This window comes from Proteus genomosp. 6, from assembly GCF_040139785.1.
Classification (GTDB): Bacteria; Pseudomonadota; Gammaproteobacteria; order Enterobacterales; family Enterobacteriaceae; genus Proteus.
On sequence record NZ_JBEEVJ010000014.1, the window covers coordinates 101,469 to 121,188 of the forward strand.

Genomic DNA, 19,720 nt, shown 5'->3' on the forward strand with positions numbered 1-19,720 from the left:
AGAACCTTGCAATCGACACCGTTTAATCACGGTATTAGTTATCCACGGCGAACTAAAGCTGTATAGCTTAAGGGATCATAATGCAGAACGGCGCAATGAAGGACTGGCTAGAATCAACTTTTCTAGCAGGAGAGAATCAGTCTTACATAGAAGATATCTATGAAGATTACCTAACTGACCCAAACTCTGTTGACGAAAGTTGGAGAGAGATTTTTCAACAACTGCCCGCAAGTCAAGGCATAGAACAGTCGCATTCTCAAACCCGCGACTACTTCAGACGCCTCGCAAAAGAATCCACTCGATATCATACCTCGGTAAGCGATCCGGCAATGGACTCAAAACAAGTTAAAGTTTTGCAGCTCATCAATGCCTTCCGTTTTCGTGGTCACCAAAACGCTAATCTCGACCCACTTGGTTTATGGAAACAAGAATCTGTTCCAGATTTAGATCCCGCTTTCCATAATCTAACTAAAGAAGACTTTGAAGAAACTTTCAACGTCGGTTCTTTTGCTATCGGCAAAGAAACGATGAAATTAGGTGATTTATATGAAGCACTGAAACGCATTTACTGTGGTTCAATCGGTGCTGAATATATGCATATCACTAATACTGAAGAAAAACGCTGGCTACAACAACGTTTAGAATCAGTGAATGTTGCAGACCAATTCACTAAAGAAGAAAAGTTACGCTTCCTGACAGAGCTAACAGCAGCTGAAGGCTTAGAGCGCTATTTAGGCGCGAAATTCCCAGGTGCAAAACGCTTCTCTTTAGAAGGTGGTGATGCATTAGTTCCGATGTTAAAAGATTTAATTCGCCATGCAGGCAAACAAGACACTCGTGAAGTGGTTCTTGGTATGGCGCACCGTGGACGTTTAAACGTTCTGGTTAATATCCTAGGTAAAAAACCGGCTGATTTATTTGATGAATTTGCGGGTATTCATAAAGAGCATTTGGGAACAGGTGATGTTAAATATCACCAAGGTTTCTCGTCTGATTTTGCGACTGAAGGAGCGCAAGTTCACCTTGCATTAGCCTTTAACCCGTCTCACTTAGAGATTGTTAGCCCTGTTGTTATCGGTTCTGTTCGTGCTCGTCGTGATCGTTTAGATGAAGCGCGTAGCAATATGGTTCTTCCTATCACTATTCATGGTGATGCTGCTGTGACTGGTCAAGGTGTTGTGCAAGAAACCCTGAACATGTCTCAAGCGCGTGGCTATGAAGTAGGCGGTACAGTTCGTATTGTTATCAATAACCAAGTTGGTTTTACGACTTCAAATCCAAAAGATGCCCGTTCAACACAATACTGTACTGATATTGTGAAAATGGTTCAGGCACCAATTTTCCACGTTAATGCAGATGATCCTGAAGCAGTCGCTTTTGTAACTCGCTTAGCATTGGATTTCCGTAATACCTTTAAACGCGATGTGATGATTGATCTCGTTTGTTACCGTCGTCATGGTCACAACGAAGCTGATGAGCCAAATGCGACTCAGCCTCTGATGTATCAAAAAATCAAAAAACATCCAACTCCACGTAAAATTTATGCGGATAAACTGGTTGCACAATCATTGCTTGATGCCAATGATGTGACTGAACTGGTTAATCTCTATCGCGATGCGCTGGATCGTGGTGATTGTGTTGTTGAAGAATACCGCCCAATGGGTCTGCATTCTTACACATGGGAACCGTATTTAAATCACGAATGGAATGAAGAGTATCCACATAAAGTAGAGAAAACGCGTTTACAAGATTTAGCGCGCCGTGTGAGTACCGTTCCTTCAGAAATCGTGATGCAGTCTCGTGTTGAGAAAATTTATGCTGACCGTGCTGTTATGGCAGAAGGTGAGAAACTACTCGACTGGGGTGCAGCAGAAACATTAGCGTATGCGACTTTAGTTGACCAAGGTATCACCATTCGTCTTTCTGGTGAAGATGCGGGACGTGGTACATTCTTCCATCGTCATGCCGTTATTCATAATCAAACAAATGGCTCTGTTTATGTACCATTAGCTAATGTTCATAATGCTCAAGGACAATTTAATGTCTGGGACTCTGTATTAACAGAAGAAGCAGTACTTGCATTTGAATATGGTTATGCCACAACGGAACCTCGTGGTTTAACGATTTGGGAAGCACAATTTGGTGACTTCGCAAACGTTGCTCAAGTGGTTATCGACCAATTTATTAGCTCTGGTGAGCAAAAATGGGGTCGTATGTGTGGTTTAGTCATGCTGTTACCACATGGTTATGAAGGCCAAGGTCCTGAGCACTCCTCTGCACGTTTAGAACGTTATCTGCAACTGTGTGCAGAACAAAATATGCAGGTTTGTGTGCCATCAACTCCGGCTCAGGTTTACCATATGTTACGCCGTCAAGCGTTACGTGGTATGCGTCGCCCACTTATCGTAATGTCACCAAAATCACTGTTACGTCATCCATTAGCGGTTTCTGCATTGGATGAATTAGCAAATGGTAAATTCTTACCTGTCATTGGTGAAATTGATGATTTAAAACCTGCTGATGTGAAACGTGTTGTGATGTGTTCCGGTAAGGTTTACTACGATTTATTAGAACAGCGTCGTGCTAATGAGCAAAACAACGTTGCCATTATTCGTATTGAACAACTGTATCCATTCCCTCACGAAGATATTGCGCAAATTCTCGCACCTTATGCTCATGTAAAAGAGTTTATTTGGTGTCAAGAAGAGCCTCTGAATCAAGGTGCTTGGTACTGTAGTCAGCATAACTTCCGTGATGCTATTCCTACAGGCGCAACATTACGTTATGCAGGACGTCCTGCATCAGCCTCTCCAGCAGTTGGTTATACCTCTGTTCATCAGGAGCAACAAAAAGCTCTGGTTGAAGATGCACTGAAAGTTGAATAAATAAGGATAGAAAATGAGTAGTGTAGATATTCTAGTACCGGATCTCCCTGAATCAGTTGCTGACGCATCAGTCGCAACTTGGCATAAAAAACCTGGTGATAGCATTCAACGCGATGAAGTGCTGGTTGAAATCGAAACAGATAAAGTTGTTTTAGAAGTCCCTGCAAGTGAAGCAGGTGTTTTAGAAAGTATTCTTGAAGAAGAAGGCGCTACTGTTGGTTCACGCCAATTACTAGGCCGTATTCGTTTAGGTGATAGCACTGGCATTCCTGCTGATGTGAAACCTGCTCAAGATAGCACTCCAGCACAGCGTCAAAGTGCTGATATTGCTGAAAAAGGCAATAATGATGCCTTAAGTCCAACAGCGCGTCGCTTAGTGGCTGAACACGATATTAACCCTGCTGATGTGAAAGGTAGTGGTGTGGGTGGACGTTTAACTCGCCAAGATATCGAAGGTCATGTTGCGAATAAATCAACGGCACAACCGGTAGCAGAAGTTCCTCAAGCACTGTTATCTCACCGTAGCGAAAAACGTGTACCAATGACACGTTTACGTAAACGTGTAGCAGAGCGCTTGTTAGAAGCGAAAAATACCACTGCAATGTTGACAACGTTTAACGAAATCAACATGCAACCAATCAAAGATTTGCGTGCCCAGTATGGTGAAGCATTCGAAAAACGCCACGGTGTACGTTTAGGCTTTATGTCTTTCTATATTAAAGCGGTTGTTGAAGCACTGAAACGCTATCCAGAAGTCAATGCTTCTATCGATGGTACTGATGTGGTTTATCACAACTACTTCGATATCAGTATTGCAGTATCAACACCGCGTGGTCTGGTAACACCAGTATTACGTGATGCGGATGCAATGAGCATGGCGGATATTGAGAAAAACATCAAAGCGTTAGCGGTAAAAGGCCGTGACGGTAAGTTAACTGTTGAAGACTTAACAGGTGGTAACTTCACTATCACAAATGGCGGTGTTTTCGGTTCATTAATGTCAACTCCAATTATCAACCCACCACAAAGTGCCATTTTAGGGATGCATGCAATTAAAGATCGCCCAATGGCAGTAGATGGTCAGGTTGTTATTCTACCAATGATGTATCTGGCTCTGTCTTATGACCACCGTTTAATTGATGGTCGTGAGTCTGTCGGTTTCTTAGTAACCGTTAAAGAGATGCTAGAAGATCCAGCTCGTTTATTACTGGATGTATAGGTAATAAATATCGCTTTTAGGCAGGAGATGCTCCTCCTGCCTACTTAGCAACAGACACAAGCATCAAAGAAGTACAGTGTGTTCGTGAAGCCAGATTTCTCTGGCTTATAGTCAAAAAAATAAGAAAGCCCGACTTTCAACAAGATTATGGATAGAACATCATGAATTTACACGAGTATCAGGCAAAACAGCTTTTCACACGGTATGGATTACCAGCACCTGCTGGTTTCGCCTGCTCCACGCCGCGCGAGGCAGAAGAAGCTGCATCAAAAATCGGTCAGGGCCCTTGGGTCGTGAAATGTCAGGTTCACGCGGGTGGACGTGGTAAAGCGGGCGGCGTAAAAGTCGTTAAATCTAAAGAAGAGATCCGCGCATTTGCTGAACAATGGTTAGGCAAACGTTTAGTCACTTATCAAACAGACGCTAATGGTCAGCCTGTTACACAGATTTTAGTTGAAGCTGCAACTGATATTGCTAAAGAGCTTTATCTGGGAGCGGTTGTTGACCGTGGTACCCGTCGCGTTGTCTTTATGGCCTCAACAGAAGGCGGCGTTGAAATTGAGAAAGTGGCAGAAGAAACGCCAGAACTTATTCATCGCGCCATTATTGATCCACTGACAGGCCCTATGCCTTATCAGGGAAGAGAATTAGCATTTAAACTGGGTTTAAAAGGCAAGCAAGTTAGTCAATTTGCTAAAATCTTTATGGGATTAGCCTCTATTTTCTTAGAGCGCGACCTTGCTTTAATCGAAATTAACCCACTGGTTATTACTAAAGAAGACGATCTGATTTGTCTTGATGGTAAATTAGGCGTAGATAGCAACGCGTTGTATCGTCAACCAGAAATGCGTGAAATGCACGATCCTTCACAAGAAGATCCTCGTGAAGCACAAGCTGCACAATGGGAACTGAACTACGTTGCATTAGATGGCAACATTGGCTGTATGGTCAATGGTGCTGGTTTAGCGATGGGGACAATGGATATCGTTAAACTCCACGGTGGCGAGCCTGCAAACTTCCTCGATGTAGGTGGTGGTGCAACAAAAGAGCGCGTAACTGAAGCATTTAAGATTATTTTGTCAGATGAAAATGTCAGTGCTGTATTAGTCAACATTTTCGGCGGTATTGTTCGTTGTGACTTAATCGCAGACGGTATTATTGGCGCAGTTGAAGAAGTTGGCGTTAATGTTCCTGTGGTTGTTCGTCTTGAAGGAAACAATGCAGAGTTAGGCACCAAGAAATTAGCGGATAGTGGATTAAATATTATCGCTGCTAAAAGCTTAACTGATGCCGCGAAACAAGTTGTTGCAGCAGCGGAGGCAAAATAATGTCTATTTTAATCGATAAGAATACCAAAGTAATTTGCCAAGGCTTCACGGGTAGCCAAGGAACATTCCACTCTGAGCAAGCTATTGCTTATGGTACGCAAATGGTCGGTGGTGTAACACCAGGTAAAGGCGGTACTACGCACTTAGGTTTACCTGTATTTAATACAGTACGTGAAGCTGTTGAAGCAACAGGTGCAACTGCGACAGTTATCTATGTACCCGCACCATTTTGTAAAGATTCAATCTTAGAAGCGATTGATGCAGGCATCAAACTAATTATCACTATTACTGAAGGTATTCCTACGCTGGATATGCTGACTGTTAAAGTTAAATTAGATGAAGCTGGCGTACGTATGATTGGCCCTAACTGCCCGGGTGTTATCACGCCAGGTGAATGTAAGATTGGTATTATGCCAGGACACATCCACTTACCAGGCAAAGTAGGTATTGTATCTCGCTCAGGTACATTAACTTATGAAGCGGTTAAGCAAACAACGGACGTTGGCTTAGGCCAATCAACCTGTGTTGGTATTGGTGGCGACCCAATTCCGGGTTCTAACTTTATTGATATTCTGAAGCTATTCCAAGAAGATCCACAAACTGAAGCGATTGTGATGATCGGTGAAATTGGGGGCACCGCAGAAGAAGAAGCGGCTGCTTATATCAAAGATCACGTTACTAAGCCAGTTGTTGGCTATATCGCGGGTGTAACAGCGCCTAAAGGTAAACGTATGGGACATGCTGGTGCCATTATTGCTGGTGGTAAAGGCACTGCGGACGAGAAATTTGCTGCCCTAGAAGCTGCTGGTGTTAAAACAGTTCGTAGCTTAGCGGATATCGGCGAAGCAATTAAATCACTGATCAAGTAAGTAACAATTCTGTTAATAATTTCAGATTGATACTATTTTAAATGCCAGTTTTCTAAAAAGAAGCTGGCATTTTTTATTTCTAGTTTCATTTAATAGTCATATCAATAGCTGATATTGTAATTAACACATCAATATCCTACCTAAATTTACGCTAATAAATTGTTTTATATTGTTTTTTTCTTAAATTGATCTGTATTCAAAACATCATTTTTCTATTTATTTACTTTCTTGTAGAGCCTAAAAATAATGATATAAACCATAAATAAGTCTCCTGAATTGTTAAAAATAATATTTTAAATACGTGTTTTGAGTGAAAAAGAGTGTCGTTAGAAAAAATGAACACTTGTTTCATGTTGTTTTCAATATAAGTGCTTCTATAAATATCGTAATAACTAGCTTTAATTTTATACAAGGATCACGCTGTAAGACTGATTTTTGCTAAGAAAATAGACTTTTAAACATGTTAATGAATGCGTGGGGAAGAGGGGAAGGTAAGTTCTTTGATAGGAAAAAATACCTTTTTATTATGATAAAACATCAAAATGACGATTAAAGATGAATTATGACCTTCTTACCGTTATAAAAATTGATAATAAGACGTTCGTGAGGATCTCGAAAAGCACCCCATTTAGATAAGAGAATATAGTAAAAGAGTTTTTGTGTTTTTGCTCATTCCATTCAATAAATAACTTATTTTTATTGGGTATCTGATTGATTTTTATTGATATTTATTTTTATTGATAATAACGGATTCGTGCTTTATCAATTAAATACACATTTATTGCACTTCGTTTATTTAGAATAAAAAAGAAACTAAAAAAGAAATAACATTAGGAATGGATAATCAAGATCAGATTTTTTATATATCTTTATTAGATAAAATAATTAAGAGTATTTTTTTATATTTACATTTTTGTAAATTTCAACTTATTAATTAATAGATTATTTTTTTAAAATATTTATTATTTACCTGCAAAAAAATGAAATTGATATTAAAATTAATAAAACACAATTAAAAGTGTTTATTTTTAAGTCTTTTATGAAAATAAAAAGTTAATTTTTTTATGGAAAATATAAGGAGGTAAATTACACTTAAAAATAAAAACAACATTGCATTAACACAATGGTAACTATTGGGTAATTTATTCGCAACTAGTTAACATTAAAGTGTTTTTTTGATGTGGGTCAAGTTATTAATTGTGGCAAAAATTTCTGAATATGCTTAAATTGGCACACGATCAAATATGCTGTTACAAACCTAAAAGTCGTATTGTTGACCTAAGCTCAGAATTCAAATCTGGGTCACGCAAAATATATTTATTATATGTAAATATAAGCGTACTATTTGTAAGGTATTGTGTTTTTGGTCTTTAATATTCGTTGTTGTTTTTAGAGGCATTTATTGCTGGTAGTTATGAGGCTTTATAATTTAATAAAGTCGGGTTGCCGCAAGTCGGTGTCTTCCTGCTAGGAGCAAGGAGTCAAGATGTTTGATATTGTCGAACTGTCACGGTTACAGTTTGCCTTAACAGCAATGTATCACTTCCTGTTTGTCCCATTAACGCTGGGTATGGCGTTTATGCTGGCAATCATGGAAACGATATATGTTCTGTCGGGTAAACAAGTTTACAAAGATATGACAAAGTTCTGGGGTAAGTTATTTGGTATTAACTTTGCTCTGGGTGTCGCAACTGGGTTGACCATGGAGTTCCAATTTGGTACTAACTGGTCATATTTCTCTCATTACGTCGGTGATATCTTCGGTGCGCCTTTAGCAATCGAAGGTTTAATGGCGTTCTTCTTAGAATCAACTTTCGTCGGATTGTTCTTCTTTGGCTGGGATCGCTTAGGTAAGAAGCAGCACTTGATGGTAACTTGGTTAGTTGCTTTCGGTTCTAACTTCTCTGCACTGTGGATCCTTGTTGCGAATGGTTGGATGCAAAACCCTGTCGCTGCAGACTTCAACTTTGAAACCATGCGAATGGAAATGTTGAGTTTTGCTGATCTGGTTTTAAACCCTGTCGCTCAAGTTAAATTTGTTCACACCGTTGCTGCTGGTTACTGTACTGGTGCATTCTTTGTTCTGGGTATCAGCTCTTACTACTTGCTCAAAGGTCGTGATATCGGTTTTGCAAAACGTTCTTTCGCAGTTGCTGCTACTTTTGGTATCGCAGCTGTATTATCTGTTATCGTACTGGGTGATGAATCTGGTTACGAAATGGGTGACGTACAGAAAACCAAACTGGCTGCAATTGAAGGTGAATGGCATACAGAAGCCGCTCCAGCTGCATTTAATCTGATTGCATTCCCTAATCAAGAAAAAATGGAAAACTCGTTTGCATTACAAATCCCTTATGTGATGGGTATTATTGCAACGCGTTCTTTCGATACACCAGTATTAGGTCTTAATGATCTGATGAGTCAACACGAACTTCGTATTCGTAATGGTATGAAAGCTTACGAATTATTAAGTGAATTGCGTTCAGGTAATACTGATCCTGCTATTCGTGCTGCCTTTAATGACGCTAAACAAGACTTAGGCTACGGTTTATTACTGAAGCGTTATACTGATAAAGTTGTTGATGCAACAGAAGAGCAAATCAAATCTGCTGCAAAAGACACTATTCCTAATGTCGCACCACTGTTTTGGTCATTCCGTATCATGGTTGCCGCAGGCTTCCTGATGTTACTGGTTGTTGCGATTTCCTTCTGGACAGTTCTGTCTAACCGTATTGGTAACTATAAATGGTTACTGCGTGCTGCTCTGTTAAGTATTCCATTACCATGGATTGCAGTTGAAGCAGGTTGGTTTGTTGCAGAATATGGACGTCAACCGTGGGCAATTGGTGAAATCCTTCCTACGGCTGTAGCAACTTCTTCACTGACACAGGCTGATATCCTTGTATCTATGGGTCTTATCTGTGGTCTGTACACATTATTCCTAGTTGCTGAAATGTTCCTGATGTTCAAATTTGGTCGCCTTGGGCCGAGTAGCCTGAAGACGGGTCGCTATCACTTTGAACAGAAGAACGCATCTTCTGCACAAAGTAAGTAACACAGGAGTCCACTATGTTTGATTATGAAGTATTGCGATTTGTTTGGTGGCTACTGATTGGTATCTTACTGATTGGCTTTGCAGTCACTGATGGTTTTGATATGGGTGTGGGTGTGTTACTACGCGTGATCGCTAAAGATGACACTGAACGCCGTATTTTAATTAACTCTGTTGCTCCTCACTGGGATGGTAACCAAGTATGGTTAATCACAGCGGGTGGTGCATTATTCGCTGCATGGCCAATGGTTTATGCTGCGGCATTCTCTGGTTTCTATTTCGGTATGATCTTCGTACTGGCGGCATTATTCTTCCGTCCAGTCGGTTTTGACTACCGCTCTAAACTGGAATCTCCAAAATGGCGCGGCATGTGGGATTGGGGTATCTTTATTGGTAGCTTCGTTCCACCATTAGTTATCGGTGTCGCTTTTGGTAACCTGCTACAAGGTGTTCCATTAGAAGTCGATAGTATGCAACGTGTATCTTATAACGGTACGACTAACGCCCTGATTAACCTGTTAAGCCTATTAAACCCATACGGTTTATTAGCGGGTGTGGTTAGCTTAATGATGATTGTTGCACACGGTGCAAGCTATCTTCAAATGCGTACTACTGGTGAGTTACATGAGCGTACTCGTAAAACAACGTATATTACCTCATTAATTACGTTTATCGCATTCGCATTAGCAGGTGTGTGGTTAATCTATGGTATTGATGGCTTTATTATTACAAGTGCTATTGATACAGCAGGTCCATCATCTCCACTGCTGAAAACCGTTTCTCACGAAGCGGGTGCTTGGATGACTAACTACAACAACTATCCAGTATTATGGGCGCTGCCTGCATTAGGTCTGTTATCTCCATTACTGGCGATTGTTGCAACTAAAGCAAACAAAGGTGGTTGGGCATTCCTGTTCACTTCACTGACTATTGCTTGTGTTATCCTGACTTGTGGTGTGACTATGTTCCCATTTGTGATGCCTTCAAGCACTTTCCCAGATGTGAGCTTAACAATGTGGGATGCAACTTCTAGCCTGTTTACTCTTCAGGTAATGACAGTTGTTGCGATTATCTTTGTACCTATCGTTCTCCTTTACACCATTTGGTGTTACTGGAAAATGCACGGTCGCCTCGATAAGAAATTTATCGAAGGCAATAATCATACTCTTTACTAAGGAGCATAGAGAATGTGGTATTTTGCATGGATCCTCGGCACACTCTTCGCTTGTAGTATTGCGGTGATCGCAGGACTGGCTTTCGAACACGCTGAAGCTAAAAAAACTTCAGAAAGTGAAGAATAATGTTGGATAAAAGCTACCAACTACTAGACAAGGGCCCTATTAGGGCTCTTGTTTTAATCATGGCGTTGGTCATGGCATTTTGTGTCATGTGGGATCCTAGCCGATTTGCAGCGAATACAAGTTCACTTGCAATTTGGCAAGGTATTCTTCTTATTTGGTCTGTGTGTGCTGGTGCAACTTTTGGTCTAGCATTTCGTCCTAAACATGTTGTTGCAAAATGTTTATTACATCCAATCCCTGCAATTATTATTTTAGTTGTTGGGTTAAGTTACTTTTTCTTCTAAAAAAATACCTTATTTCTGCTCATAATATGAAAAAGAAATAAGGTATTTTATTTTCTATAAAACCGCGCTAAATTCTTTCGTCCCCGTGTTTCTATAATTGAATATTCTCTTTTAAGTAATCAATAAATAAACGTGTTTTTCTTGGGATGTATTCGCTATAAGGAAAAATAATATTAACGGATTGTGTTAATAGCGATAGTTCAGGAAATAGCACTACTAATTGATTTTCCAATAATTCTTGATGAATATACCAATGTGGTAAAATAGCCATTCCTGAATGCGCTAGTACCATTTTCTTTAATGCAGCAATAGTATTTGTTTCGAAGCAGGCATCTTGAGCTAATTGAGAGAGAAGGGTATTGAATTCTGAAGAGGCTGAAAGCTTACTTTGGCGCAAATTACTATTTGTTAAATAAGGAATAGTGTTCAAGTCATTAATGGTTTTTATTGAGAACTTTTGCAACAAATAAGGTGAGATAACTAAACTTATCTCATAATCCGCCAGTTTTGTAGAGCGATAATTACTGTCTTTTAATGTGCCAAGACGAATGGCAAGATCAAGTTTATGGTTTATTAAATCCTCAATAGAAGAATTAAACGCATATTGTACTTTTAGCTTTGGGTGCAACTGCATAAATTGATTAAGTAATGGCAAAATATAGTGTTCACCAAATTCAGCCGTTGAGCTTAATCTCAACGATCCCTGTAATTCTTGTTGTCCTAATCGCGCCTTATCTAAAGTTTGTTCTAACTGATTTAACACTTGGCGAAAATCTTGATAAAGCATTTCACCAGTTTCAGTTAGTGAAAATCGCCGCGTATTACGATTGAGTAATGACACATCTAATTCTGTTTCTAACGCTTTGATATGAATACTCACCATCGATTTACTTAAACGCAAGTATTTTGCCGCTTGAGTAAATGATCCCGTATCAACAACAGCAATAAAAGAGCGAATTCGATCAATTTGATTTTGCATGATTGTTTACTCTGATTAAACAATAAATTCTATTTTGTCAGATAGACGAAATTCGTCAATCTTCCGTACTCTATGCGTGGAGGATTTTTATGACTTACCGCTATCGAATTGCATCTATATTTCTGCTGGGCTTCTTTATAGATTGCATTAACATTTTTATGTCAGCAATTGCATTACCTGCAATTGCCGATGATATGCAGATCTCTATTGTTTCTGTTACATGGGTTTCAAATAGTTATATTCTGGGATTAACATTAATTATTCCATTGAGTCACTGGTTATCTCAACGTTTTGGAATTAAAGCATTGATGGTAACGTCAATGTTGATGTTTAGTTTATCGGTTGCATTAGTGGGATATTCTCACTCTTTCATCGAACTTATTTTTTGGCGCTTTATTCAAGGTGTGAGTGGTGGACTGTTAATCCCAATAGGGCAAGCATTAACTTTTCAATATTTTCAAGGGCATGAGAGAAGTAAAATATCAACGCTTATTATGGCGATAGCGCTGATTGCACCTGCAATATCACCCACACTGGGTGGATTTATTGTTGATGTGGTTTCGTGGCGTTGGGTTTTTTATAGCAATATTCCATTTTCATTGATAACCGCGTTTCTAGCCTTTATCTGGGTAAAAGAGCCTTTACCTAAAGAAAATGTAATGCCTGATATTAAAGGTATCATTCTTATTAGTTTGATTATTGTATCTGGATTGTTTTCGTTATCTGCATATGGTGAATATCACTCAACATTACTTGCTTTAGTGATTGCCGTACTTTCAACAATTTTTGCTGTACTTTATTATTACCATTATCGACGCCATTCATCGCCGATTATTAATCTAGCATTATTAAAAAATAGAAATCTATCGCTCTCTATTTTTATTTACTACTGTATTCCAGGTGTTTTTACTGGAGTGAATATCCTCGCTATTTTTTATTTACAACAATATTTAAAATTTACAGCTCAAGGCACGGGTATTTTTATGTTGTTGTATGCACTGGGTGCCTTTATTTCAATGATAATAAGTGGTGCACTTTATAATAAATTAGGTATGAAATGCTTATTTATTATTGCATTGCTATTACACAGTATTGGTATCTCCTTATTAACCTTTGTAAATAGCAATACAGATATTCCATTACTTATTATTGCATATCTAATTATCGGAGTGGGTGGGGGAATTGGCGCAAACACGGCGCAAACCACAGCATTGTATGACTTTAGTGCAAAAAAATTAGTTCAAGCAAGTGTTATTTGGAATATTAACCGACAAGTTGTTTTTAGTGTTGGGGCAACTATGGTTGCTATGTTATTTAATATTTTTTCTCTTTTTTGTTTACCACAAACTGCTTATAGCATGACTTTTTTAATATGCGTCTTGATAGGCATATTACCTCTTACTTTATTACTTACACTAAAGAAAAAAGTTATTACACAGGAAATACAAGATGAATTCTAATAGTGATTTAATTATAGAAAGCATTAAATCTTTGCATGATGAGATTGAAACTGTTTTTACGCAATATCCACTACCAGTTGCTGCTATTACAAAAATAGAAAATCTTTTATCTCAAGAGTTTTCAATGGTTGGGATCAGCGGAAAAGCGGTGAGTTATGATGACGTTATTGCGATGTTCAGACAAAATGCAGGAAAAAGAAGTAGTCTGAAAATAAAAACGGATAATTATAAAATAATTTACCAATCAGATTGTTTGGCGCTTGTCAGATATCAAGAAACACATAGTGAAAATAAGAAAATTCTTATGCGCGAGTCTGTGGTGTTATTAAGACGCAATTCTCATGATGGGAGTTGGCAATGGCACTATCTTCATGAAACCCCAATATCAAATAATTAATTGATTTGTATGGAAAACCAGTTTTTTAACTGGTTTTTTTCTGTCATTAAAAATAATACTACTAAATTAGACAATCTATGAATTTCTAATTAGCAAGCATTTTTATGCTGTCTTAATAAAAATATTTTTTCTATTCAGAGCACAAAGCATATTGCGTGTTGCAAAGAAGAGTTTATGATTGGCGCCTGAAAACTGCGTTTTCTATTCTTTACGTTACTATGATTCCCTTAGAGCGACCGCTTAAGTATAGTTAGGTAACCTATAGCTACATTATTTATGGGCTTAACTCGGGAAATGTAAGGAAGGTACTATGCAGTTTCTTTGGCCTGTTCGTGTTTATTATGAAGATACTGATGCTGGTGGTGTTGTTTATCACGCCAGTTATCTGAAATATTTTGAACGCGCTAGAACTGAACTACTCAGAGAAAAAGGTTTTCATCAGCATGATTTACGGGAGTATAATCATGTTGTATTTGTTGTACGTAAATTATCAATAGAATATATTGCGCCAGCTCGACTTGATAATCTTTTGCAAGTAGAAAGTGAAATTACCACATTGCGTGGTGCTTCGATGACATTTTCTCAAAAAATTATTAATGAAGATGGTTGTGTATTGTGCAGCGCAGAAGTGCTCGTTGTCTGCGTAGATTCATCAAAAATGAAGCCAGTAGCGCTTCCTAAGTCCATTATCGCGGAGTTTAAGTAGTGGCTGACATGAATGTTATCGATCTCTTCCTAAAAGCAGGGCTTTTAGTCAAGTTGATCATGTTGCTTTTAATCGGATTTTCTATTGCATCTTGGGCGATTATTATTCAGCGAACTAAAGTTCTGAATGCCGCCGATCGTGAAGCTGCAGATTTTGAAGATAAATTCTGGTCAGGTACTGATTTGGCACGTTTATATAAAGATAGCCAAGCTCGTCGTGATGAATTATCTGGCTCAGAGCAAATTTTTCATTCTGGCTTTAAAGAATTTGCCCGTTTGCATCAAGCAAACGTTCATGCTCCTGATGCGGTTGTTAATGGTGCATCAAGGGCTATGCGTGTTTCTTTCAATCGTGAATTAGAATCTTTAGAGAATAATATTCCTTTCCTTGGTACTGTCGGTTCTATCAGCCCATATATTGGTCTGTTCGGTACAGTCTGGGGGATTATGCACGCATTTATTGCATTAGGTAGTGTTAAACAAGCAACATTACAAATGGTCGCCCCCGGCATTGCTGAAGCTCTGATTGCAACAGCTATCGGTTTATTTGCGGCAATCCCCGCAGTTATGGCTTATAACCGGTTTACGCAGCGTGTAAATAAACTGGAACAAAGTTACGATAACTTTATGGAAGAGTTCCTGACGATTTTACATCGCCAAGCTTTTACCTCCGCAGAAAAGAAATAGTTAACGCAGAAGGAGAGAGCTGATGGCACGGGGTCGCAGTAGCCGCCGAGGCGTAAAATCAGAGATTAACATTGTTCCTTTGCTCGACGTATTATTAGTGCTGTTACTTATTTTTATGGCAACAGCACCTATTATCTCGCAAAGTGTTGAGGTTGATCTTCCTGAAGCAACAGAGACACAAACTGTTTCAAGTAACGATAACCCTCCTGTAATTGTTGAAGTTGCAGGTGTTGGGCAATACAACATTCGTGTTGATCAGGAAGTGTTAGAATTATTACCACAAGAACAGATTATGGCTGAAGCTAAACGACAACTGGAAAAAAATCCGAAAGTTGTCTTTCTTATTGGCGGTGCTAAAGATGTTCCTTATGATGAGATAATTAAAGCGCTCAACATGTTACGTCAAGCAGGTGTTAAGTCTGTAGGTTTAATGACTCAGCCTATGTAATTAGGTTGAAATAAGTTTGGATGATAGCGTGGGAAAGAAGACGAAACCAACCCGAAGTAAATTGAGCGGTTCAGTTATCTTGTCTACCGCCTTGCATTTACTCGTTGTCGCATTGCTTATCTGGGGGTCATTAACTCAGAAATGGGATTTAGGTGGTGGCGGTGGATCTGATGGACAAGTTATTGATGCTATTATGGTTGATCCTAATGCGGTGGTACAACAGTATAACCAGCAAAAAGCGCAACAAGCTAACGTCCAAAAAGCCGAGCAAGAGCAAAAAGAGCGTGCTGAGCAACAAGAAGAAGAGTTGCGTCAGCAGCAAATGAAAGAACAAGAACGTTTGAAAACGTTAGAAGTTGAACGTTTACAAGCGAAAGAAGCGGCAGAAGCTCAAAAACGTGAATCTGCATTAGCTGCTGCTAAAGCAAAAGAAGAACAAAAAGTTGCAGAAGAAGCGGCTGCACAAGCGAAAGCAGAGCGCGATCGCATCTTAAAAGAACAAGCTGATGCTAAAAAACAAGCTGAGGCAGAAGCCAAGAAACAAGCAGAATTAGCCGCGAAACAAAAAGCGGAAGAAGCGAAGGCTAAAGCAGAAGCCGATGCTAAAGCCAAAGCTGAAGCGGATGCAAAAGCCAAAGCTGAAGCGGATGCAAAAGCCAAAGCAGAAGCCGATGCTAAAGCAAAGGCTGCCGCAGAAGCGAAAGCTAAAGCAGCGGCAGAAGCCAAAGCAAAAGCGGCAGCTCAACAGCAAAGTAAAACAGTAAATAATTTACTTGATGGTTTAGTGGCTGATGGTAGCAAACAAAGCGGTGCATCAGCAGCAGGCCAAGGCGGTGGAAATCGTACTGGCGCAAATGGTGAAGGTGTAGATCGCTATAAAGGCCAACTGAAAATTGCAATAGAACAGAAGTTTATTGATCCTGAATTATACAAAGGTAAAACTTGTGAGCTAAGAATTAGCATTGCACCTGATGGGATGCTAATTAATGCGAAGATTGCAGGTGGCGATCCTGCATTATGCCAAGTGGCATTAAGAGCGGCGAATACAGCTACACTACCGAAGCCACCGAAAGATGTTTATGAACAAGTAAAATCATCAGTAATTGAGTTTAAACCATAAAACTGTCTGATTGTAGGAAAACATACACTAATTTATAGCTATTTTAGAATGTTATTGATGCGTTGTATGGTGTTGTTGAAAAGCGTTTGTTACTATTCTGTGCGTTATTGCGTAATAACCGCAATAATAAAAGGGAGACATGATGAAGCAGGCATTAAATGTTATTTTCGGGCTTTTGATTTTATGCGTAACCACTCTGGCTAACGCTGAAGTTCGAATTGAAATTACACAAGGGGTAAATACTGCACGCCCTATTGGTGTTGTTCCTTTTAAATGGGAAGGCACAGGTCAAATGCCAGAAGATGTTGCTGGTATAATTGCGGCTGATTTACGAAATAGCGGAAAATTTAATCCGATTGATGTGTCTCGTATACCTCAACAACCAGTTACTGCTTCTGAAGTCCAACCTGCACTTTGGACGGCATTAGGTATTGACTCTGTTGTCGTAGGACGTGTGCAACCATCAGCGGATGGCCAATATTTAGTGAGCTATCAGTTAGTTGATGTTGCTGGCTCTCCAGGTGCGGTTTTATCTCAAAGCGAGTTTAAAGTTCCATCTAAATGGTTACGTTACTCTGCACATACCGCTAGTGATGAAGTTTTTGAAAAACTGACGGGTATTCGTGGTGCATTCCGTACACGTATTGCTTATGTTGTTGTGACAAATGGTGGCGCATATCCTTATGAATTGCGCGTTTCAGATTATGATGGATTTAACCAAGATCGTGTTTATCGTTCATCACAGCCATTAATGTCACCAGCATGGTCACCAGATGGTGCTAAACTTGCATATGTAACCTTTGAAAGTGGTCAATCTGCTTTAGTGGTACAAACATTAGCAACAGGTGAGATTCGCCAAATTGCATCATTCCCAAGACATAATGGTGCACCTTCGTTTTCACCTGATGGCTCTAAACTTGCATTTGCTCTTTCTAAAAGCGGTAGCTTAAATCTGTATGTTATGGATTTAGCAAGTGGGAATATGACACAGGTAACCAATGGTAGAAGTAATAATACTGAGCCATCTTGGATGCCAGATGGGCAGACTTTGGTCTATACTTCAGATCAAGGTGGAAACCCTCAAATTTATAAGGTTAATATTAACGGAGGAACACCAGAGCGTATTACTTGGGAAGGTAGACAAAACCAAAACCCAGCAGTAAGCCCAGACGGTAGTTTCTTAGTTATGGTAAGTTCTGCAAGCGGTAGGCAACATATCGCTAAGCAGGATCTAGAAACTAATTCTGTACAATATCTAACAGATACGTTTCTGGATGAAACGCCAAGCATCGCTCCTAATGGCACAATGGTTATTTATAGCTCTACACAAGGCTTAGGCACCATTTTGCAGCTAGTATCGACAGATGGACGTTTCAAAGCGCGTCTTCCGGCGACTGACGGTCAGGTTAAATCACCTGCCTGGTCACCGTTTATGTGATGCATAAAAATTATGTATGGCAAACAAATAAAGGAACAAATAGAGATGCAATTAAACAAAGTGTTTAAAGGGTTGATGTTAGCATTACCACTCGTTGCTGTTGCAGCATGTAGCTCAAACAAAAACGACGATCAAACTGATACAAACAATGTACCAGTTGTTGAACAAGGTCCTACTGCTGAAGAATTAGCACGTCAGCAATTAGAACAACTGAAACAACAAAACATCGTTTACTTCGGTTTTGACAAATATGACATTAGCTCAGACTACGCTAACCTGTTAGATGCACACGCAGCATTCCTGCGTTCAAATCCATCAGTACGTATCACTGTAGAAGGTCATGCTGACGAACGCGGTACTCCAGAATACAACATCGCTCTGGGCGAACGTCGTGCAAACGCTGTGAAAATGTACCTGCAAGGTAAAGGCGTATCTGCTGATCAACTGTCAATCGTTTCTTACGGTAAAGAAAAACCAGCTGTACTGGGTCATGACGAAGCCGCTTATGCGAAAAACCGTCGTGCAGTACTGGATTACTAAGAGAACGGCATGAACAACAGTAACTTCAGACCTTTCTTGATGAGTCTGTTGTTACTGGTTGGCGTAGCGGCTCCTGTAGCCGCTATTGCCCAAGCGCCAATCAGTAATATCGGTTCAGGTTCGACCGATGAACGACTCGCCCAACTTGAGCGTTTTTCAAATGCTCACAGCCAGCTTTTGACCCAATTACAGCAACAACTCGCTGATTCTCAGCGTGATATTGATATGTTACGTGGTCAAATTCAGGAAAATCAATATCAGTTAAATCAAGTTGTTGAACGCCAACGCAACATCTATCAACAATTAGATAGCCTTGGTGGCGGAGCTTCAACATCAACAGAAGCCACTCAACCTGATAATACTGCTTCTTCAACACCTCCTGCGGCAACTAATTCAGGACAAGGTGATGAGAAGGCCGATTATAATGCAGCAATTGATATCGTATTGAATTCTAAAGATTACGATAAGGCAATTGTTGAATTAAACAACTTTATCAATAACTATCCGAAGTCTAGCTATCAATCAAATGCACAATTTTGGTTGGGTCAGATGTATTATCTAAAAGGTAATAAGGATCAGGCTGCAAGCACATTTGCTATTGTTGTTAAAAACTATCCAAAATCTCAAAAAGCAAGTGAAGCCTTTTATAAAATAGGTTTGATCATGCAAGAGAAAGGGCAAAAGGATAATGCTAAAGCTGTTTACCAACAAGTGATTAAGCAATATCCAAATAGCGCTGGCGCTAAATTAGCGCAAAAGCAGCTAGGAACACTCTAATTATTGACCCCGTAATGTAAAATGTTGCATTTTCGGGGTTAAATGATTGTTTTTTCAGCGGTTGAATGTTTTTTTGAAAAAAAACATTGCACAAAAACATTAAATCAGTATTATTACCCGCCGTTGCCACAGAGAATGTGGCGAGTTCGAAAAAGGGTCGTTAGCTCAGTCGGTAGAGCAGTTGACTTTTAATCAATTGGTCGGGCGTTCGAATCGCCCACGACCCACCAT

General features: G+C 39.5%; 18 protein-coding genes and 1 tRNA gene. 18 read left to right on the forward strand and 1 reads right to left on the reverse strand.

Features of this window, described 5'->3' with window-relative positions:
• Positions 1 to 80 precede the first annotated feature (80 nt).
• From sucA to ybgE, 8 genes are all read left to right on the forward strand, one after another.
• On the forward strand, positions 81 to 2,885 hold the full coding sequence (gene sucA, locus ABN212_RS16205) for a 2-oxoglutarate dehydrogenase E1 component (protein ID WP_109373950.1): 2,805 nt from the start codon (positions 81 to 83) through the stop codon (positions 2,883 to 2,885).
• A gap of 13 nt (positions 2,886 to 2,898) precedes the next feature.
• A complete protein-coding gene (gene odhB / locus ABN212_RS16210; RefSeq protein WP_023581185.1) occupies positions 2,899 to 4,104 on the forward strand; it encodes a 2-oxoglutarate dehydrogenase complex dihydrolipoyllysine-residue succinyltransferase in 1,206 nt (401 codons plus the stop codon).
• Between the two features lie 161 nt (positions 4,105 to 4,265).
• The gene (sucC, locus tag ABN212_RS16215; protein WP_075671649.1) at positions 4,266 to 5,432 is read left to right on the forward strand and encodes an ADP-forming succinate--CoA ligase subunit beta; all 1,167 of its coding nucleotides are present in this window, start codon (positions 4,266 to 4,268) and stop codon (positions 5,430 to 5,432) included.
• On the forward strand, positions 5,432 to 6,301 hold the full coding sequence (sucD, locus tag ABN212_RS16220; RefSeq protein ID WP_006537657.1) for a succinate--CoA ligase subunit alpha: 870 nt from the start codon (positions 5,432 to 5,434) through the stop codon (positions 6,299 to 6,301). The genes sucC and sucD overlap by 1 nt, the downstream gene beginning before the upstream one ends.
• 1,486 nt (positions 6,302 to 7,787) lie before the next feature.
• Positions 7,788 to 9,356 (forward strand): cytochrome ubiquinol oxidase subunit I, encoded by a 1,569-nt coding sequence (gene cydA, locus ABN212_RS16225; protein WP_349443422.1) that lies wholly within the window; start codon positions 7,788 to 7,790, stop codon positions 9,354 to 9,356.
• Between the two features lie 14 nt (positions 9,357 to 9,370).
• Complete coding sequence (gene cydB, locus ABN212_RS16230; protein WP_088493410.1) at positions 9,371 to 10,528, forward strand: cytochrome d ubiquinol oxidase subunit II; 1,158 nt, start codon at positions 9,371 to 9,373, stop codon at positions 10,526 to 10,528.
• Between the two features lie 12 nt (positions 10,529 to 10,540).
• On the forward strand, positions 10,541 to 10,654 hold the full coding sequence (gene cydX / locus ABN212_RS16235) for a cytochrome bd-I oxidase subunit CydX (RefSeq protein WP_099075922.1): 114 nt from the start codon (positions 10,541 to 10,543) through the stop codon (positions 10,652 to 10,654).
• Positions 10,654 to 10,938, forward strand: coding sequence for a cyd operon protein YbgE (ybgE, locus tag ABN212_RS16240; protein ID WP_075672722.1), 285 nt, complete (start codon positions 10,654 to 10,656; stop codon positions 10,936 to 10,938). The genes cydX and ybgE overlap by 1 nt, the downstream gene beginning before the upstream one ends.
• 91 nt (positions 10,939 to 11,029) lie before the next feature.
• Here ybgE and ABN212_RS16245 read toward each other — a convergent pair whose 3' ends face one another.
• Positions 11,030 to 11,917, reverse strand: coding sequence for a LysR family transcriptional regulator (locus ABN212_RS16245; RefSeq protein ID WP_198620414.1), 888 nt, complete (start codon positions 11,915 to 11,917; stop codon positions 11,030 to 11,032).
• 89 nt (positions 11,918 to 12,006) lie between these two features.
• Between ABN212_RS16245 and ABN212_RS16250 the strand changes: the two genes are divergently transcribed.
• The 10 genes from ABN212_RS16250 to ABN212_RS16295 all read left to right on the forward strand — a co-directional run bounded on the left by ABN212_RS16250 (position 12,007) and on the right by ABN212_RS16295 (position 19,719).
• Positions 12,007 to 13,377 (forward strand): MFS transporter, encoded by a 1,371-nt coding sequence (locus tag ABN212_RS16250; RefSeq protein ID WP_349443423.1) that lies wholly within the window; start codon positions 12,007 to 12,009, stop codon positions 13,375 to 13,377.
• Positions 13,367 to 13,774, forward strand: a complete 408-nt coding sequence (locus ABN212_RS16255; RefSeq protein ID WP_109373955.1) for a DUF4440 domain-containing protein — start codon at positions 13,367 to 13,369, stop codon at positions 13,772 to 13,774. The genes ABN212_RS16250 and ABN212_RS16255 overlap by 11 nt, the downstream gene beginning before the upstream one ends.
• Positions 13,775 to 14,084: 310 nt before the next feature.
• On the forward strand, positions 14,085 to 14,480 hold the full coding sequence (gene ybgC, locus ABN212_RS16260) for a tol-pal system-associated acyl-CoA thioesterase (protein WP_109373956.1): 396 nt from the start codon (positions 14,085 to 14,087) through the stop codon (positions 14,478 to 14,480).
• A complete protein-coding gene (tolQ, locus tag ABN212_RS16265; RefSeq protein ID WP_198620416.1) occupies positions 14,480 to 15,166 on the forward strand; it encodes a Tol-Pal system protein TolQ in 687 nt (228 codons plus the stop codon). Before ybgC ends, tolQ begins: the two co-directional genes overlap by 1 nt.
• Positions 15,167 to 15,188: 22 nt before the next feature.
• The gene (tolR, locus tag ABN212_RS16270) at positions 15,189 to 15,614 is read left to right on the forward strand and encodes a colicin uptake protein TolR (protein ID WP_109373958.1); all 426 of its coding nucleotides are present in this window, start codon (positions 15,189 to 15,191) and stop codon (positions 15,612 to 15,614) included.
• 28 nt (positions 15,615 to 15,642) lie between these two features.
• Positions 15,643 to 16,734 (forward strand): cell envelope integrity protein TolA, encoded by a 1,092-nt coding sequence (tolA, locus tag ABN212_RS16275; RefSeq protein ID WP_349443425.1) that lies wholly within the window; start codon positions 15,643 to 15,645, stop codon positions 16,732 to 16,734.
• Between the two features lie 142 nt (positions 16,735 to 16,876).
• Positions 16,877 to 18,172, forward strand: coding sequence for a Tol-Pal system beta propeller repeat protein TolB (gene tolB, locus ABN212_RS16280; protein WP_109373960.1), 1,296 nt, complete (start codon positions 16,877 to 16,879; stop codon positions 18,170 to 18,172).
• Between the two features lie 45 nt (positions 18,173 to 18,217).
• Positions 18,218 to 18,712 carry a peptidoglycan-associated lipoprotein Pal gene (gene pal, locus ABN212_RS16285; protein WP_100159459.1) on the forward strand — a complete coding sequence of 165 codons (495 nt, stop codon included), beginning with the start codon at positions 18,218 to 18,220 and terminating at the stop codon, positions 18,710 to 18,712.
• A gap of 9 nt (positions 18,713 to 18,721) precedes the next feature.
• Positions 18,722 to 19,489 (forward strand): tol-pal system protein YbgF, encoded by a 768-nt coding sequence (gene ybgF / locus ABN212_RS16290; protein WP_100159460.1) that lies wholly within the window; start codon positions 18,722 to 18,724, stop codon positions 19,487 to 19,489.
• Between the two features lie 154 nt (positions 19,490 to 19,643).
• Positions 19,644 to 19,719, forward strand: a tRNA-Lys gene (locus ABN212_RS16295).
• Position 19,720 lies beyond the last annotated feature (1 nt).

Coding starts and splice junctions, on each gene's coding strand:
- ybgF (WP_100159460.1), top strand. CDS start 18,722: ATGAACAACAGTAACTTCAGACCTTTCTTGATGAGTCTGTTGTTACTG.
- ABN212_RS16255 (WP_109373955.1), top strand. CDS start 13,367: ATGAATTCTAATAGTGATTTAATTATAGAAAGCATTAAATCTTTGCAT.
- ybgE (WP_075672722.1), top strand. CDS start 10,654: ATGTTGGATAAAAGCTACCAACTACTAGACAAGGGCCCTATTAGGGCT.
- cydB (WP_088493410.1), top strand. CDS start 9,371: ATGTTTGATTATGAAGTATTGCGATTTGTTTGGTGGCTACTGATTGGT.
- pal (WP_100159459.1), top strand. CDS start 18,218: ATGCAATTAAACAAAGTGTTTAAAGGGTTGATGTTAGCATTACCACTC.
- ybgC (WP_109373956.1), top strand. CDS start 14,085: ATGCAGTTTCTTTGGCCTGTTCGTGTTTATTATGAAGATACTGATGCT.
- cydX (WP_099075922.1), top strand. CDS start 10,541: ATGTGGTATTTTGCATGGATCCTCGGCACACTCTTCGCTTGTAGTATT.
- sucA (WP_109373950.1), top strand. CDS start 81: ATGCAGAACGGCGCAATGAAGGACTGGCTAGAATCAACTTTTCTAGCA.
- sucD (WP_006537657.1), top strand. CDS start 5,432: ATGTCTATTTTAATCGATAAGAATACCAAAGTAATTTGCCAAGGCTTC.
- tolR (WP_109373958.1), top strand. CDS start 15,189: ATGGCACGGGGTCGCAGTAGCCGCCGAGGCGTAAAATCAGAGATTAAC.
- sucC (WP_075671649.1), top strand. CDS start 4,266: ATGAATTTACACGAGTATCAGGCAAAACAGCTTTTCACACGGTATGGA.
- tolB (WP_109373960.1), top strand. CDS start 16,877: ATGAAGCAGGCATTAAATGTTATTTTCGGGCTTTTGATTTTATGCGTA.
- ABN212_RS16250 (WP_349443423.1), top strand. CDS start 12,007: ATGACTTACCGCTATCGAATTGCATCTATATTTCTGCTGGGCTTCTTT.
- odhB (WP_023581185.1), top strand. CDS start 2,899: ATGAGTAGTGTAGATATTCTAGTACCGGATCTCCCTGAATCAGTTGCT.
- ABN212_RS16245 (WP_198620414.1), bottom strand. CDS start 11,917: ATGCAAAATCAAATTGATCGAATTCGCTCTTTTATTGCTGTTGTTGAT.
- cydA (WP_349443422.1), top strand. CDS start 7,788: ATGTTTGATATTGTCGAACTGTCACGGTTACAGTTTGCCTTAACAGCA.